The sequence below is a fragment of the Arthrobacter sp. UKPF54-2 genome, assembly GCF_007858535.1.
Classification (GTDB): domain Bacteria; phylum Actinomycetota; class Actinomycetes; order Actinomycetales; family Micrococcaceae; genus Arthrobacter.
In genome coordinates, this window is sequence record NZ_CP040174.1 from 1847306 (window position 1) to 1864128 (window position 16823).

Annotated in this window: 13 protein-coding genes; 12 read left to right on the forward strand and 1 reads right to left on the reverse strand. The window is 63.7% G+C overall.

Going from position 1 to position 16823, the window contains the following annotated elements; all coding sequences use genetic code 11:
* Positions 1–50 precede the first annotated feature (50 nt).
* From pdhA to E7Y32_RS08510, 12 genes are all read left to right on the forward strand, one after another.
* Entirely contained in the window at positions 51–1268 is a 1218-nt protein-coding gene (pdhA, locus tag E7Y32_RS08455; RefSeq protein ID WP_146336736.1) for a pyruvate dehydrogenase (acetyl-transferring) E1 component subunit alpha, read from the forward strand.
* Positions 1265–2377: an alpha-ketoacid dehydrogenase subunit beta gene (locus tag E7Y32_RS08460; RefSeq protein ID WP_146336737.1), complete on the forward strand. Its 1113-nt coding sequence runs from the start codon at positions 1265–1267 to the stop codon at positions 2375–2377. The genes pdhA and E7Y32_RS08460 overlap by 4 nt, the downstream gene beginning before the upstream one ends.
* Positions 2378–2379: 2 nt before the next feature.
* A complete protein-coding gene (locus tag E7Y32_RS08465) occupies positions 2380–3972 on the forward strand; it encodes a dihydrolipoamide acetyltransferase family protein (protein ID WP_146336738.1) in 1593 nt (530 codons plus the stop codon).
* Between the two features lie 269 nt (positions 3973–4241).
* Positions 4242–5573 (forward strand): O-antigen ligase family protein, encoded by a 1332-nt coding sequence (locus E7Y32_RS08470; protein WP_146336739.1) that lies wholly within the window; start codon positions 4242–4244, stop codon positions 5571–5573.
* Between the two features lie 454 nt (positions 5574–6027).
* A complete protein-coding gene (locus E7Y32_RS08475; RefSeq protein WP_186466958.1) occupies positions 6028–7800 on the forward strand; it encodes a glycosyltransferase in 1773 nt (590 codons plus the stop codon).
* Positions 7790–8806 (forward strand): glycosyltransferase family 2 protein, encoded by a 1017-nt coding sequence (locus tag E7Y32_RS08480; RefSeq protein WP_186466959.1) that lies wholly within the window; start codon positions 7790–7792, stop codon positions 8804–8806. Before E7Y32_RS08475 ends, E7Y32_RS08480 begins: the two co-directional genes overlap by 11 nt.
* A 30-nt stretch (positions 8807–8836) precedes the next feature.
* Positions 8837–10114 (forward strand): glycosyltransferase, encoded by a 1278-nt coding sequence (locus E7Y32_RS08485; RefSeq protein ID WP_146336742.1) that lies wholly within the window; start codon positions 8837–8839, stop codon positions 10112–10114.
* Positions 10115–10124: 10 nt separating this feature from the next.
* Positions 10125–11393, forward strand: a complete 1269-nt coding sequence (locus tag E7Y32_RS08490; RefSeq protein ID WP_146336743.1) for a hypothetical protein — start codon at positions 10125–10127, stop codon at positions 11391–11393.
* Between the two features lie 242 nt (positions 11394–11635).
* Positions 11636–11923 (forward strand): DapH/DapD/GlmU-related protein, encoded by a 288-nt coding sequence (locus E7Y32_RS16285; RefSeq protein WP_186466960.1) that lies wholly within the window; start codon positions 11636–11638, stop codon positions 11921–11923.
* 59 nt (positions 11924–11982) lie between these two features.
* A complete protein-coding gene (locus E7Y32_RS08500) occupies positions 11983–13476 on the forward strand; it encodes a polysaccharide biosynthesis tyrosine autokinase (protein ID WP_146336745.1) in 1494 nt (497 codons plus the stop codon).
* A 306-nt stretch (positions 13477–13782) separates the two neighbouring features.
* A complete protein-coding gene (locus E7Y32_RS08505; RefSeq protein WP_186466961.1) occupies positions 13783–15306 on the forward strand; it encodes a glycosyl hydrolase family 28-related protein in 1524 nt (507 codons plus the stop codon).
* Between the two features lie 213 nt (positions 15307–15519).
* Positions 15520–16134: a PIG-L deacetylase family protein gene (locus E7Y32_RS08510; protein WP_186466962.1), complete on the forward strand. Its 615-nt coding sequence runs from the start codon at positions 15520–15522 to the stop codon at positions 16132–16134.
* Between the two features lie 12 nt (positions 16135–16146).
* Here the strand turns inward: E7Y32_RS08510 and E7Y32_RS08515 are convergent, their stop codons facing one another.
* On the reverse strand, positions 16147–16815 hold the full coding sequence (locus tag E7Y32_RS08515) for a WbqC family protein (protein WP_146336747.1): 669 nt from the start codon (positions 16813–16815) through the stop codon (positions 16147–16149).
* Between the last annotated feature and the right edge of the window lie 8 nt (positions 16816–16823).

A 16823-nucleotide genomic window follows, 5' to 3' on the forward strand; every position in this document is an offset into this window, starting at 1 on the left:
GCATCCCGGACCATACTGGAGGCGAATAGTGGCTACAGAAGGACGGACCAATGACGATCTCCGCAGACCACACTGCGCAGCAGCCCGAGCGCGGGGAGGTGCCTCCCGCCCCGGCGGAAGACGCCGCCAGCGAGGCCGTGCGCAAATTCGGCATCACGGTCGAGGACTACATGCTCCCGGCCCGCCACCCGATCCAGATGGTGGGCCCGGACGGCGCCCTGAACGCGGACACGGAGCAGGGCGCCCAGCCCGGCCACGAATACAGCCTCCCCGGGGATGCGGAACTGCTGGCCGCCTACGAGCAGCTCGTCGTCGGACGCCGCGTCAACGACCAGAACTCCGCCCTGGTCCGGCAGGGCCGGATGGCCGTCTATCCCTCCAGCCACGGCCAGGAAGCCTGCCAGGTCGCGGCGGCGCTCTGCCTGTCCGACGGCGACTGGATGTTCCCGACCTACCGCGACTCGGTGGCCGTGATGGCCCGCGGCGTGGACCCGGTCCAGACCATGACGCTGTTCCGCGGCGACTGGCACGGCGGCTACGACCCGGCCAGGCACAAGGTGGGCATCCAGTGCACCCCGCTGACCACCCAGCTGCTGCACGCCGTCGGCGTCGCCCACGCGGCCAAACTCCGCGGCGAGGACACCGTGGTCCTGGCAATGTGCGGCGACGGCGCCACCAGCGAAGGCGACTTCCACGAGGCGCTGAACTTCGCCGCGGTGTTCCACCTGCCCGTGGTCTTCTTCGTCCAGAACAACCAGTACGCGATCTCCGTGCCGCTGGCGCACCAGTCGGTGGCGCCCTCGCTCGCGCACAAGGCAGTCGGCTACGGCATGGCCGGCGAACGCGTGGACGGCAACGACATCGTGGCCCTCCTGGCCGTGCTGGGCCGGGCCGTGAAGCTCGCCCGCGAAGGCTCCGGCCCGCTGCTGGTGGAAGCCCACACCTACCGGATGCAGGCCCACACCAACGCCGACGACGCCACCCGCTACCGCCAGGACAGCGAGGTCGCCGAATGGGTGGCCAAGGATCCGCTCAGCCGGATGAAGACCTACCTGACCGAGCGCGGGCTGCTCGACGACGACGGCGCCGCCCTGATCGCCGAGAAGGCCGAAACGGTCGCCGCCGCGCTGCGCGCAGGACTCAGCGAAGACGTCCCGGTGGAACCCCTGGACCTGTTCAAGTACGTCTTCTCCACCCCCACGCCCCAGCTGAGGGAACAGTCCGCCATGCTCGCCGACGAGCTCTCCCGGGAAGAGGCCGCGAAATGAGCCCCACCGTCACCACCTCCTCCGAGGCAAACGGCAACGTCAGCGCCGCGACCGCCCGCGCGGCGGCCAAGGCCGCCGTGGAAGCTGAAAAGACCGGCCCGCAGACCATCACCCTGGCCAAGGCGCTCAACACCGCCATGGCTGACGCTATGCACGCGGACGAGTCGGTCCTAGTCTTCGGCGAGGACGTCGGCATGCTCGGCGGCGTCTTCCGCATCACCGACGGCCTGACTGCGACCTTCGGGACGAGCCGCTGCTTCGACACCCCGCTGGCAGAATCCGGCATCGTCGGCATGGCCGTCGGCATGGCGATGAACGGGATGCGCCCGGTCATCGAGATGCAGTTCGACGCCTTCGCGTACCCGGCCTTCGAACAGATCGTCAGCCACGTCGCCAAGATGCACAACCGCACCAAGGGCGCCATCAAGCTGCCCATCGTCATCCGGGTCCCGTACGCGGGCGGCATCGGGGGAGTGGAACACCACTGCGACTCCTCCGAGGCGTACTACGCGCACACCGCCGGCCTCAAGGTCTTCACCCCGGCCACGGTCGCGGACGGCTACCGGATGCTGCGCGAGGCCATCGACTCCGATGACCCCGTGATGTTCATGGAGCCCAAGAAGCTGTACTGGTCCAAGGACCAGGTGGACCTGGACGCGCTCCGCGCCGAACACGCGGCCAACACCAAACAGGGCACCTCCTCGGAGGGCCGCGCCGCCGTCGCCCGCCCGGGCACCGACGCGACACTGATCGCCTACGGGCCCTCCGTCCCGACGGCGCTCGCCGCCGCCGCGGCGGCCGCCGAGGAAGGCCGCTCGCTCGAGGTGATCGACGTCCGCTCGATCGTGCCGTTCGACGACGAGACGGTCTGCGCCTCGGTCCGCAAGACCGGGCGCGCCGTGGTCATCGCCGAGGCGCACGGCTTCGCCTCGGTGGCCTCGGAAATCGTGGCCCGGGTCCAGGAACGCTGTTTCCACCACCTCGCCGCGCCGATCCGCCGGGTCACCGGTTTCGACGTGCCGTACCCGGCGCCCAAGCTTGAGCACTGCTACCTGCCCGGCGTGGACCGCATCCTCGACGCCGTTGACGACCTCCAGTGGGAAGACTGACCATGAGCGAACCGAAAGTATTCCTCCTGCCGGACCTCGGCGAGGGCCTCACCGAGGCCGAGCTGGTCAACTGGCTCGTGGCCGTGGGTGACGAGATCCGCGTCGACCAGCCGATCGCCGAGGTAGAGACCGCCAAGTCCATGGTCGAGGTGCCCTCCCCGTACGCCGGCACCGTCGCCGTGCTGCACGGCGAGCCCGGGCAGACACTCGACGTCGGGAAGCCTTTGATCTCGGTCATGCCGGTTGGTGGTACGGCGGCTGGCGCCGGTGGCGCCGCCCCAGGCAATGCCGCCCCCGTTGGGGCCGCCGCGGATGATGCCGCCCCCGCCCCTTCGCCGGACAGCATCCGTCCTTCGGACGATGCTGCCGGCTCCGACAGGCCCGATGCCACTCCCGGGGCGGCATCATCCGCGCCGGCCGGTGGCGCTCTCGACTCACCTTCCGCTGAGTCGCCGGCAGCTGTTGCTGCCGAGGTTTACCGCGAGGAAGAAAAAGCGGGGTCCGGGAATGTGCTGATCGGGTACGGGACTCCTGGTGGGCATGGGGTTGCTCGGCGGACCCGGGCTCCTAGGCGGGCTGTTGCCGAATCGCTTTCCGAAGTGTCGGCTGCGGAGAAGGCTGCCGATGATCTGGTGCTGATGCGGACGCGGGTTCCTGGGAAGTTGGGGGCTGTGATTTCTCCGCTGGTCCGGCGGATGGCTCGGGACCATGGGGTTGATTTGAGGGAACTCCAGGGGTCGGGGGCCAGCGGGCTGATCATGCGGCGGGACGTCGAGGCCGCCATCAAGCCCGCCGCAGCGGACCGTCCGGCTGGGTCTCCGGCCGGTACGGAGGCCCCGGTCCAGGCCGGCGCAGACACTGACGCGCGGACCGGGCTGGGCATTGCCGGGCGGACCCCGGTGCGCGGCGTGCGGAAGGCCGTTGCGGCAAACATGGCGCGCAGCCGCTCCGAGATCCCGGAAGCCACGGTGTGGGTGGACGTGGACGCCACGGCCCTGGTGGAGATGCGGGCCGCGCTGAAGAAGGCGGACCCGCACAACACGCCGGGCCTGCTGGCGTTCATCGCCCGGTTCGTCACCGCCGGACTCAAGAAATTCCCGGAGCTGAACACCCGGATCGTCACCACCGAAGACACCACCGGCGGGGCCAGCCAGGAGATCGTGGCGTTCGACGGCGTCAACCTCGGCTTCGCGGCCCAGACCGACCGCGGCCTGATGGTCCCCTCGGTGCGCAACGCGGACAAACTCAGCGCCCGCGAACTGGACGCCGAAATCCGCCGCCTCACCGCCGTCGTCCGCGACGGCAAGGCGACGCCGGCGGAGCTCGGCAGCGGCACGTTCACGCTGAACAACTACGGTGTTTTCGGCGTCGACGGTTCCGCGGCGATCATCAACCACCCGGAGGTGGGCATCCTCGGCGTCGGGCGGATCATCGACAAGCCCTGGGTGGTCAACGGGGAGCTCGCCGTCCGGAAGGTCACCGAGCTGACGCTCACCTTCGACCACCGCGTCTGCGACGGCGGGACCGCCGGCGGCTTCCTGCGCTACGTGGCCGACGCGATCGAAAACCCGGGATCCGTGCTGGCAGATCTCTGAGAGGAGCGGGGCGCGCCGGCGCATTCGGTTCGAGCGAGTACCAAGAGGGTGAAGAGCAAAGACGGGTAGTCGCTACTCTGGCCCATCACGGGGCCTTCGCTTACTTTCTGAGTGTGTGCAACCTTGCCAGCGAGCACTGGGGGCAGTACTCGCCAACCGGGCTGCCCACGTCCGGCCCCTTTCGTCTGGGCCGTCCGGCCAGCCGATAGGGGTGGGAATGAGGGGATCGAGTGCGACTTAAGCCGAGCCCGCAACGTGCGTGGCTCCGGGTGGGGGAGGAAACGCCGGACCCCCTCAGTGCAGGCGTCGCCTACGTCGTCCTGTTCCTGCTCTTTGTCAAAGCTCCGGGGCTGACCCTGGTCCCGGCGATGGCAATGCCAGCTTTCGGGCTGCTCGCCGTGGGGTTCTTTTGGCCCACCGTGCGAGCCGCTAAGGGCACCGCCGGCCTCCTGTACGGAGCGGTGATCGCAATGGTGATAGGGCTGGCTCTAAGGCTCCAAGCTTCCGACCAAAACTTCGTCACGAACACTCCGACGCAGTTGTCCATGATCCTGCTTTGGGTGTTTGCCTTTCCCGCGCTCGTGCTGGCCGGTTACTGGGCGCTCGAACGGGTGGACCTGTTCCGCGGAACAGCCGTCGCGCTGGCCGGCGCGGTGGCGTCGTCCCTCTTCAGCGGCACCGAAATCGGTTGGAAGGGTGACCAGGGGATTTTCGTGACCATGTTCCTGCTCGCCTTGACGGCACGGAGGCTGCAGTTGACCAGGCTTGTCCTCGGCGGGGCGGCCGTCGCGAACGTACTGAGCGATGCCAGGACCATGGCCTTCGTGACCGTGGTAGCTCTCATCTGCACTTTCCTCACCCAGCAGAGTCTCCGCTGGGTGAGGCAACATCCAGGGAAATCCTTGTCTCTAATCATCGGCGGATTCCTCCTCACGTCTCTGGCGATGGTTCAAGCCATGCTGTCAGGTCTGTTGGGTCAGGAGATTCAGCGCAGGACATCGCTACAGCTTGGTGGCGGCCGCGACCTCATTTCGGCCGGTCGCACGGAATGGGCTGCAACTCTCGAGCTGTTCAGACAGTCCCCCTGGGGTTTCGGTACCGGCGTTACCCCCGATGGTGCCATGCAGAGGGACGCCATTGGAGCGGCCCAGAACGCGGGAGGCGACTACACCAACACCGTGTACTGGAGCGACTCGGTGTTTGGAGACCGGACGGACTTGCATTCCGTGCTGGCTGATTTATGGGCACACTTCGGAATCGGCGGCGTCATTCTCGCCGCAGCGATTGCTACGGTCTTCGTGGCCGCTATCCCAAGAGCTGTGGGTTTCATTCGCGAGCTCGGAGCGTTGCCGCTGTTTGCCATACTCACCGGGGCCTGGGATCTGTTGTTTAGCCCGATGGGTAATTCAGACCGAATCATCATGGGTCTTCTCGCAGGGGTCGTCCTGGGCCATCTGGCACGGTTTCCTGGGAGCACGCCCATAGCAATCCAGCACGGTCCCTGGAAGCGCATGCCGTCCGTCGGCGGAGTGGTGCCGGAGACTCGCGCCAAAGCGCGGCAAGACGGACCAGCCTGGGACCCTCGCCCGCCAAGGGCCTGACCCACCTCAACAGACTCCGGCTAAGGCCGCCTGGGCTCACTGCTCCTGGGCCGGGGTAGCGCTGATGCGCCACTTCAGAATGCTCCGAGCCTGCCCGGAGCGCGCGTCCGGGTGTTCCCTCCCGGTTAAAGCGAGTACTCGATACTGTGTCCCCTCTCCGGCATGGACGCTAACGTCGGTGATCGACGAGAGCTCGTATGCCAGTGGCGCCAGCCGCGCGGCTTCTCACCGGAATAACCACGGATAGCGGCAGCAATTGGGCGACACATGCGCAAGAAGGAATGGAGCACCTCGAGTGAAATGCATGACGGATTTGGGTACCCGGACCTGTCCTAGCTTCTGCGGGGAGCTTGAAAAGGCCGCCCGCCTCCGCGCAGCCCAGGTTGAAGGATGAACCGGGTTTGTGCCGATGACGGAACGGCGTTCGACACACTGTCGGCCTTGGGGGATCGGAATGAAGATTCTGTTTGATGGATTTTGGCTTCTCGACGGGCCACCTTCAGGCCGGCTGGTAGTCAAGGAAGTGTTGCGCGCCTGGGCGAACCACTTCCCTGAAGATGACATCGTGGTGGTCGTACCGAGCCATGCACGTGCGAGCAGTCTTGATATCCCCGGAAACGCGACGTTGCTACGGTCGCGGCTACGACTCCATCCCCTGATTAACGGCATTGAACTGACCGTGGCCGCACGGCGGCTGGGTGTTGACCTCATCTTTTGTCAGAACTTTTCCGCCCTTTCGGGACGCTCCGTGGTATTCCTGCACGACGTCCTGTTTCAGTCCAACCCGGAGTGGTTCACGCGCATTGAGCGTACGTATTTCCGGGTGATGATTTTTCTGGCGCGGTTCGCGGGCGCGATCGTTACCTCGTCCGAGTCGGAACGTCAGCGAATTTCAGCGCATAACCCGACGCTGCGGAAGGTGATCGCAACGCGCCTTGGCGTAGCGTCCGTGTTTTCAAACAACGCGGCGAATCGCCATGTCCCCGACCTCAAACCAGGGCAGTACCTGCTCACCGTGGGGCGACTGAATATACGCAAGAACTTGGTTCGGACGATTGAGGGTGCCCTAATGTCGGGGACCGTTTCCCCGGACTTTCCCCTCGTGGTGGTGGGAGACGCGTCCGGGAAAAAGGAGGAACTCAGCGACTCGGCCAGAGCGGCGATCGCGGACGGCCGGGTGCGTTTTACCGGCTTTGTGGATAGCCGGCAGTTGCTCTGGCTGTATTCCAACGCGGCGCTGATGATGTTTCTCTCGCTCGGGGAGGGCTATGGGTTGCCCCCCGTTGAGGCCATGGCCTTGGGCACGCGGGTGCTGGCCAGTGACCTGCCGGTAATGCACGAAAATCTGGGCGAGTACGCCACATTTGTCGACCCCGCGGATGTCAGCGCGATCGCGGCCGCCATCAGCGAGTCCCTCGCCGGCAGCGGACCGGGCGTTCCCGAACCCGTTCCGTCCTGGGAAGCCGTCGTACGCGCTTCCAGGGCCGCCCTTGCGGAACCCCTTGCGGCCTGGCGGCCCCGCGGGCTGACAAGGTTCATGTACCGGAAGCTTCGAGGGCGGGACCTGCCCCTTGAAGTTCCCCCGAGCGTGGTGAGCGAGTTCCTGCTTCGCAAAATCGTCGAAGCGCTCCGCGGTGCCACTTTTGGCTTCACGTACCGGCGTCTGCCGGGACTTCATTTCCGGGGTAGGGGGGTCCAGGTGCAATTCCCGCGGCACTTCACCGCCGGGCGCGGTGTGGCGTTGGCCGATCGGGTGAGGATAGATGCGTATTGCCGTGAGGGTGTGGTCCTCGGGGACAACGTCACGGTCGGTGCCGGCACTCTGATCGCCGGAAGTGGTGTGATCGCTGAGCCCGGGGAATATGTGCGAATTGGCGCCCGCTCGGCAATCGGCGTCAACAACGTCATCTGGGGTCAGGGCGGCGTCACGATCGGTGTTGACGCGCTGCTGGGTCCCGACGTCGTCATTGTCAGTGAGAATCACGAGAGTTCCTCAATCGACATCCCTATTCGACTGCAGGGTTCAGCCCGCGCTCCGATCCGGATCGGTGACGGTTGCTGGATCGGGGCCGGAGCCAAGATCCTCGCCGGGGTCAGTATGGGCAACGGATCGGTTGTGGGTGCGGGCGCGGTAGTGACCCGGGATGTACCTCCGTATGCCATTGTGGCCGGAGTGCCCGCCAAAATCGTGGCGTACCGAGGTCAGGGCGCAACATATGCCTCCTGACCACCAGACGCTGGACCTTTCGGTCGTTCTCGTCAGCTACAACAGCAAGGACGTAATCCTGAGTGCCATCGCCCCGCTCGTGGACGTAGAAGGCCTGGACATCGTCGTCGTGGACAACAATTCCCAGGACTCCACGGTCAGGGAACTGGAGATGCAATTCCCGTCGGTACGGATCATGAAGATGCCGGAAAACTTGGGATTTGCCAAGGCCGTGAACCGAGGCGTCGAGTCATGCGAATCTGAGGCCATCATGTTGCTGAACCCGGATGCGGTGGTAGGCCTCGACAGCGTGCGAGCCCTCGTCGGTGCCCTTTCGGGACCCTGTTCCGGAATTGTCGCGCCCTTGATCGTGGACGAAGGCTCCCGGCTCGGCATCCTGCCGGCCGGGCGTTTTCCGACGATTTGGAGAATGCTGCTCCATTACTCCGGAATCTCGCGGACATCGGGCGCGTGGCGGGCGCTGTGGGGCCATTATTTGCTTCCCACGAACGTTTCCCCCGCCCCTGTTTCGGTTGACTGGGTAACCGGGGCGTGCATGGTTTTTTCGAAACAGACCTGGGACTTGGCCGGCGGACTCACGGAGAAATGGTTCATGTACGCCGAGGACATCGACTTCTGTTTCCGGGTCAAGTCGCTGGGGTTATCCGTGGTCTTGCTCCCAGAGGCGACCGCACACCACCTGGTGGGCCAAAGTGATTCGAGCGGCAGCTTTCGCGCCAACCCGGCGTGGATCCTGAACCTCCATGACTTCTACAGGGCCCAGCTGTCTCGCTCGGCGATCCACAGCATTTCCTGGTGCCTGGTTGTATCGGTCGGCCTGCTGACAAGAAGCTGGGCCTACTGGCTAAGGAGTTTGGACGGAAGGAATGCGGATGTGGGGTGGTCCTATGAGGCGGCGCGATTCCGGCTGTTTTCAGTGGCGGTCGTCAAGCGGGCGCTCTCGGCCCGCAACAACCGCTCTGACCGGCAGACGATCAGCGTGGCGTTCAGCGATCCCGATGAATAAGCGCTTCTTGATTGCTGAGATAGGAGTCTGATGGGGAAGAAACTGGTGGTCATCGCGGCCTTCGCTTGCGATCCCAACATCCCGAGCGAACCCACTATCGGATGGGCATACTTGCGGACGTGGGTTGCCCTGGCGGAGTCCATGCCTGACGTTGAGGTCCTGGCAGTCATGAACGCACGATCCAAGGCGGCCACCGATGCGCATCTTGCGACGCTGGATCTGCGTTCCGCGGAGAACATCCGAACGGTTGGCCTGGATCTGCCCAGGGCGCTTAAGTTACTAGAGAATCCGTACTTGACACGCGTGGAGTATTTGGCGTGGAACGTCCTCGTGAGGCACTACTTCAAGAAACTGCCCGCGGATCAGGACATCCTGCTGGCCCGACATGTGACATTCGCTAGCGAGTTGCTACCCACGCCCATTTCGGTCCTTCGACACCGCTCGTTCACAGTCTGGGGCCCAGTGGGATCCTCCGGCGCTGCGGACGCTCTTCGGATGCATCCCCGGCACCCCCTGTGGAGGTATCACTTCGCCCAACAAAAGGTGCGCGACGTCCTAAGCCGGCTCCGCTCCCGGCGAATTGGGCGGGACATGGACCTGGTGTTGACGACCTCCCGGGCCATGGCAGAGGACTTGATTTCAAACGGCATCCGGGCTGAAGCCTTCCCGAACACGCGCGTAGATCCTCAGTTTCTTGCTCTCATTGCCGACCGCCGCGAGCAGCAAGTGCCGGACGCACCGAAGCCGGACGGCCGTGGTCTGCAGCTGCTTTGCGCGGGGCACTTGGTGTATTCGAAACGATTTGAGTTGGCAATTGCGGCGCTGGCTGACCCCAGATTAAGCAACGCACGGTTGCTGATTATCGGCAAACCATCCCCCGGAAAAGAGAATTATCTCCAGAGCATCGCGGCCTCGCTCAACGTCGAGGACCGGGTCGAGTTCGGGGGGCACGTGCCGCAGAAAGATGTCTTCGAAGCAATGCTGGGGGCCGATGTGTTCATTCACCCGAGTTCGCGCGAAGGCGGGTCCGGCGTCGTCGGCGAGGCAACTGCTGTGGGAGTTCCCGTTGTCTGCTTCAAGGGGACGGGTTCGGCGGCGGTCTTGGAGTTTTCCGGAGGGCATGGAGTGCAGGTTGACGCGTCTAAAGACAGCTCGGTCAAGTCCCTTGTTTCCGCCGTGATCGAGGCCTCCCGTCTGGGCAACCGACCTGCTGAGGTCTGGCGGGGGGACCGTTACGCGGAAGCAGAGGCGGAACTCTTGCGCGCGTCGTCGGCTTCCCCGCCCCGCAGGCGACTCACCGATGCCTAGGCACGCTGCTATGCGCCACAGCCAGCTTCGCGGGGGGACGCCGGGTGGCCACGGATTCACGCGTAGCGATCTGTTTGCCCGACTAGCGGACCAAGGACTCTGGTCCGCTGGATCCTTCGCGTTCAATCTGGTCGGCGCCTCGGTGCTTGCGGTGACCGAGTACGCCTCCCTGACGGTATGTGCCTCCATCGGGGTTATCGTCGCGGCTGCAGTCCGCGCCTACGCGGTGGATGGACGCGTGATAGCCGGCGCTCGTAACTCCCTCTCGGGCCAGGACTCCTTAACTCGGAAGTCGGTGTTGATGCCGGGTCTGGCGGGTGCCCTCGGCGCCGGCCTTTTCAGCCTTATGTGGCTCGTGGCCGGAAACTCCCTCACCAACTGGTGGCAACCCCTCGTCGCAGTCGCCATTGTCCTGGCCGACGGACCTCATTACACCGCCACCATGTACGGGTTGTTTCGACGTGCTGCCTATGTTGCCTTCGTCTACGCCCTCTTGGCGGGCGCCGTTCTTGTCCTGAGTTCCCAGCACGTGCCCTTCCCCTTGGTCCTCATCTGGGTGACGTCACTGGGGGCCGTTTGGGCCATGGGTTGGAACGCCATCCGCCCAATCCCCTGGACTGCTACCCCGATCGCCACAATGGGTGTGCCGCTCCGCCTCAGCGGAGAAGCGATGTACTCCGCCTTGGGGGCCCAGCTCGGAATTCTCGTCATCTTCCTCACCAGCCCTCCTGACGACACCGCCGGGATTCGGCTGGCATATTCCTTGGTATTCGCGCCGGTCTTTATGCTGATTCAGGGTTTCTCACCCCTGTTCCTGTCCCGAATGGCCCAGCTGCATTCCCTTGGCGGACCGGCACAGCTGCAGCTTCTCCGGATGTGGCTGTCGGTGTGGGCGGCGGGCATCGTCCTATCCGGCGCAGCCGGGGCGGTGCTCAGCACGTTCTGGCACAACAGTAACTTCGAAAAGGTCGTGCCCTTTCTCATTCCCGTCGGCGCCGCGATGCTGGGCAGCTTGCTGTTGGATTCCGCCCTGCTACCGCTGAGGTTTTCGGTCGCTCCCCAGCTTCCGCACCGCATTCGCCTCGGCGTCGTGGCCGCCGAAGCGGCCCTCCAGTTTGCGCTGGCACTGACGTGGGGCACGGGGGGACTGGTCGCAGCATTGATGATCGGCTTCTCGGCAAAGCTCCTGCTGTCGTGTCTGCTGGCAGTCCGCGTCTGGAGGTCCCGGGACCTCAGCGTGGATGAAGTCCACCTTCAGAGACGGAGTGCAGTCAGTTGATTGGGTTCTCGCAATTACCTTCATTGCACCCGGAACTGAGACGGATTTTACGGGATCTGACTCTCAACCGGGGAATCGGCTCCGCCTGGATACCCTCCCAGCTTCGCTGGGTTCTGCTCAACCGCCTCGGGGCAGACGTTCGAAAGTCGTACATATCTCCCGGGTGCTTCTTCGGGGGAAATACGGTATCCATCGGCGAGGGAACCTTCATTAACTGTGATTGCTTTTTCGATTGCGCCGATGTGGTCACCATCGGAGCGAACGTGCGGATCGGCATGAGATGCACCTTCGTGACGGGAACCCATCAAATAGCGGGGCCCAAGCAACGTGCCGGCTCCGAAGAATCCGCGCCGATCGACGTCGGCGACGGGACGTGGATCGGGGCGTCCGTGACGGTACTGCCCGGCGTCACGATCGGCGCCGGAGCAGTCGTTGCCGCCGGGTCCGTTGTTGTTCGAGATGTGGCCGCGCACACACTGGTCGCAGGCGTGCCTGCAAGATTCATCAGGGTCCTGGCAGCGGATCAATGATGGGCGATACCCCAAGTCGATTTGTGGAACTCAGCCACTCGGAACAAGGAGGTTTTACGATGGACATACCGAACTATTTGCGATTGTTGCGACGCCATTGGATTTTGGTAGTCGCCGGTGCGCTGATCGGGATCTTGGCTGGCGGGGCAGTTTCCGCCCTCGCCCGGCCCACATATACCGCTGAGACCCAACTGTTCGTGGCAATTCCCGGCTCAGGGTCTACCACGGACCTGCAGGAAGGAAACACTTTCAGCCAATCCAGGGTCCAGTCATATCTCAAGACGGTGGCCTCGCCAATGGTTCTGCAGCCGGCGATCGATACTCTGGGTTTGTCCGAAAGTGCTGAATCGCTCGCCAAACGGGTGACGGCCACCGCTGACATCAACACGGTCCTTGTCGACATTCGAGTGGTGGACTCCTCGCCTGCACAGGCTGTTGCTGTCGCACAAGCCGTTTCCAACGGCCTCATCCGGGCGGTCGACAATCTGGAGAAGCCGAAGACAGGCGGCCAATCGCCGGTTAGCCTTTCGATCACTAAGCCCGCGACGGCGCCCACCGCGCCCTCGTCCCCGAACGTAGGCCTGAATCTCTTGCTGTGGCTCGGCGTCGGGCTGGGAGTCGGACTCCTGCTTGCCTTCCTGCGGTCGGCGTTGGACAGTAAAATAGCGGACGAGCTGGACCTTCGGCGCGTCACCGATGCTCCGCTTTTGGCGGGCATTCCCTTCGACCGTGATGCTGCCAAGGCGCCGTTGCTGAATCACTGGGCAGCGGGCTCTAGGGCGGAGTCATACCGCAGGCTGAGGACCAACCTTCAGTTCATGAATATCCCGGGCCGTTCAAAAATCATCCTTGTGACGTCGTCGGTCCCCGGGGAGGGGGCGAGTACTACTGCGATAAACCTCGCCGTCGCCGTGGCGAAAGCCGGACAATCTGTCTGCCTCGTGGATGCCAATCTCCATCGTCCCAGGGCCGGGGAGTACCTGGGCCTCGAGCGGAGGGAAGGCCTCACAGACGTTCTCACGGATTCCGGTGTCCTGGGTGACTTGATTCAGCAGTCGGGGGAAATGCGGCTTTTCGTACTTGCCTCGGGCCCAGTCCCCCCGAACCCTAGCGAGTTGTTGGGCTCAGCTGAGATGAAAGCGGTGCTTGACTACCTGGCGTCGCGTTTTGATTCCATAATCATCGACGCGCCTGCGCTCATTCCTTTCACCGATGCGGCCGTTTTGTCCCAGGATGTCGGGGGCGTTGTCCTTGTGGTCGGCGCCTCGGAGGCTCGTATTCGAGAATTGAAGGGTTCCCTTGACGCACTCCGCATGGCGGGGGCCAACTTACTGGGCGTGGTGATAAACCGCGTAGCTGGCAAAAGGCCAACCGCCTATTCGCCCGGGGACGGCGGTAGGTACGCCCGGACGGAGGACGCTGATGCCCCGGGGAGGCATGCGAAGACCACTCTAGCTACGGCCCGCGACGAGGACGGACCTGACCAGGTGGCAGCAGATTCTGCCGAAATGACCCCCGAGCGACTGCGGCCCCCACTTCGAACCCGAAGGTGAAAGCCGGGACCCCTCGGCGACGCAGCGGCCAATTCCAGCCGACCCAAGGTTTACTCAAGGTGGCCCTCTTAGCTTGCATGACATGGGCATCGTTTACTCGACGGCCAGGCCCTCGGCTGGCCGGCAACGGTAACTCCGTCGGTTGCATGGGCCACACTCCCAAGCTGACAGGCCGAAGCCTCCCCGCAGGGACGGCGACTCCTTGCTGCGCCTTTGACGGAGCGCGGCGGCTTTCTGCCGTTCTTGTTTTGCGCGGACTAAGTCGAGCGGGCGGTGGTCCTCCTCCCGGACACAACAGGTCTGGGCGTGAATCTCCTCGAGCCTCCACGTTCGGTGGAAACCGGTGCCCAGAGCAGCCGCCTTCCCCCTACGGCCAAGGTTGAACCAGTGATGGGGAGTGACTCGGCGACGGGCCCAGGGCCGAAGCCGTTCAATCGGCGAACCCTGCTGGTGGTTGCCGGAGGCCTTGCGGTCGCGGGCGCCGTCCTCGCCCAGGGGGCGAGTAACTTAGCCTTGATCGGGAAAGATGAGCTGCATTTCAACGTGCGCGACCACGGCGCCAAGGGTGACGGCGTCACCGACGATACTGGAGCTATTCAGGCGGCCATAAATGCGGCCGCCTTGGCCTCAAGCCCTTCTGCCGTAGTGTATTTCCCCAAAGGCGATTACTTGGCCGAGAGCCTGGTGGTGAAGAAAGGCGTCACCCTGCAAGGATCCAACAGGGACCGGACCTCCATCTCTGCTAAAGCCGGCATAAAGACAACCGCCCTGATAACATTTGATGCGGGCTACGTGGATAACATGTTCATAAATGATCTAACCCTTCATGGTGCCGGAATCAATAACCCCAACAGTCATGGCGTCTACGCGTTCGCTTCTGCTGCGGACGATACTTCGGCAGGATGGGGCAACGGTGGGATGAACCGCGTTTCCGTCCGTAACTTCAGTGGCGATCCCATGTGGCTCAGGGCTGGCGGGGGCGGCAAGAGGGCCCTCCACCAGCACCAGTTCCTGGTATTCAACCAAGTCGACTTCATAGCGGATAAAGATTCACCTGCATCCCAAGCTGTTCTCATGTCGGGAAAGATCGGCCAGGTTACTTTCATAAACTGCCAGTTGAGCACCAGTGCAGGAACCTCGGAACATGCCGGTACAAATCTTAGAATCACCACAGAGATCGATGCCGGCGGCATGCCCCTTTCCACCGTAGGGTCTTACGGCATTGATTTCCTCAATTGCTCCATAGAGGGCCGTGCCAAGGGCGTAGAAATGGAAGGCGCATTTTCGATCACCTTCACGGGAACCTTCACCGAAGCGCTTGGGAATGCCTTCAAGGCAAGTGCGGATAGCCGCGGTATTACACTTATCGGCACTCACTTCGCGAATTCAGGCCACAATAGCGCAGGCAGCGGTTATTTAGTGGAGGGGTCCAATACTTCCACCGTTGCAGTCGTCGGAGGAGCCGTTCTGGGTGCAGCCGACAGAACATGGGTGAACGCGGTGGATGCCCGCAATGTCCACATGGAACCCGGGATTCCGACGAGTGGCAGCACCGGCCAAGTAGCCGTGAAAGACGGCACAATATCAACGTTTCAGTGGACGACGGTCCTGGTGAACGGGCCCGCAACCCTAGCCACCATCGATTCCCAAAAGAGTGTTGGCGAAACGATCTACATCAAGGCCTTCGGAGGCGACATCTCAATAAGCGGGTCCGGCAATATTGACCTGGCAGGCCGGGCCGGTCCCGTGCCAGTGGCTCAGAACCACGTGGCCGTGCTGGTGAAGTTCGACCTCACCGGCGGGTGGCACCTGGTCACTGCGGGAGGGTAAGGCAGTGCGAAGCAAGAGTGCGCAGTCAAGCTTTTCCAAAGGTTCAGACCCTATCGTCGGGCGCATGATCGACTATTTCTGGGGCGTAGAAAGTCAGCTGCTGAAACCGGGCAATCACTCACGGTGCAGTGGCCCACTCAGCAGGCAGCAACAACTCCCAGCCTCAGAGCACCTGCGCTTCGTGCCCGGCCCCGACCGGGCACCATGAAGCGCATGGTTGTTGCCCCGCACTGCGACGACGAGGTGCTCGGTTGCGGGGGACTGCTGGCCAAGTACCCGGACGAGTGCGAGGTGGTGGTGATGGCGAAGCCGTCCGCCACCAGGCTCCGGGAGCATGAGGCCGCGCGGCGGACTCTGGGCTACGATGTCACGCACTTCTTGTCCCTGCCAGACGGCAGCCTGCATGAGTCGCTTGTTGCCATGGTGGACTCGCTGGACCGGATCCTCGGCATGACCCGGCCGCAGGAGATGTACCTGCCCTATCCGGACCTGCACCAGGACCACATCGCCACATACGAAGCCGGGATGCGGGCGGCCCGCGCGAGCATGAAGCAGAGCCACTGGTATGTTCCCAGCGTCTACGTCTACGACGTCGCGGTCTACTCTTTTGAGCTCCGCCCCACCGGCCTGAACTACAACACGTTCGAGGACATCTCAGGCGATGCCGTGCTGGCGAAGGGCAAGGCCATGGACTGTTACGCCTCCGAAACGGCCCCGCCGCCATCCCCGGCCAACGGCGCGGCGTTGATCAAGCAGGCGGAAGCCTTGGGGGCAATGCATCATCGCTACGCAGTGGAACAGTACGCCGCCGTGAGGGTGTTGCGCTGAGCCTGCATCCCGCTATGGCTCTACTTCCTTCATCACAGTATCGAGCGGCGTTTCGTCGTCGAACAGAGCCGTCAGGATAGAGTCTCCGGTCGTTAGCGCGTGGCGGCTCCAGCGAATCCGGATGCCACGCGAGGAAAACTCCTCGTCCCCTTCGGCGATGTAGGCTTTCCCGCCGGTCCCGGCGAGGCACACGGTCCCGCCCAGCCTTGCCACGCGCTCCGCCACCCTGGCTGCACCTGCCAGTTCCTGGGGCTCCGCCGGTACCAGCGGGGTATCAATCGACAGGTACTCCGCGACGGACGCGATCAGGGACGTGTTGATCACCCACAGCCGGTCATCGACGAAGGCCTTCTGCAGCCAGTCATGCACCATCTCGTGCCGTGTGGCCCAGAACCGGGATCCCACGTATCTGCCTCGGATCACATCCCACAGATGGTCGCCCGCCTCCGGAGTAACCCGGAGATCGACTATGGGGCCCTGTCGGTGCGCCTGCGCGAGCGGGACCGACGCCCATTGGCCGCGCATCGTCACCCGGCGTTGATACCCTCTCGCCTGGAACTGATCATGTATCGCGAGGTCAAAAAGGTCCGCGTGGGCCATTTTGTACCAGAACCCGGTATATGGGAACAGGTCGGGCTGGTGGCCGGACACCACAACATCGTCTTTACCATCCACCGACATCCCGCGGA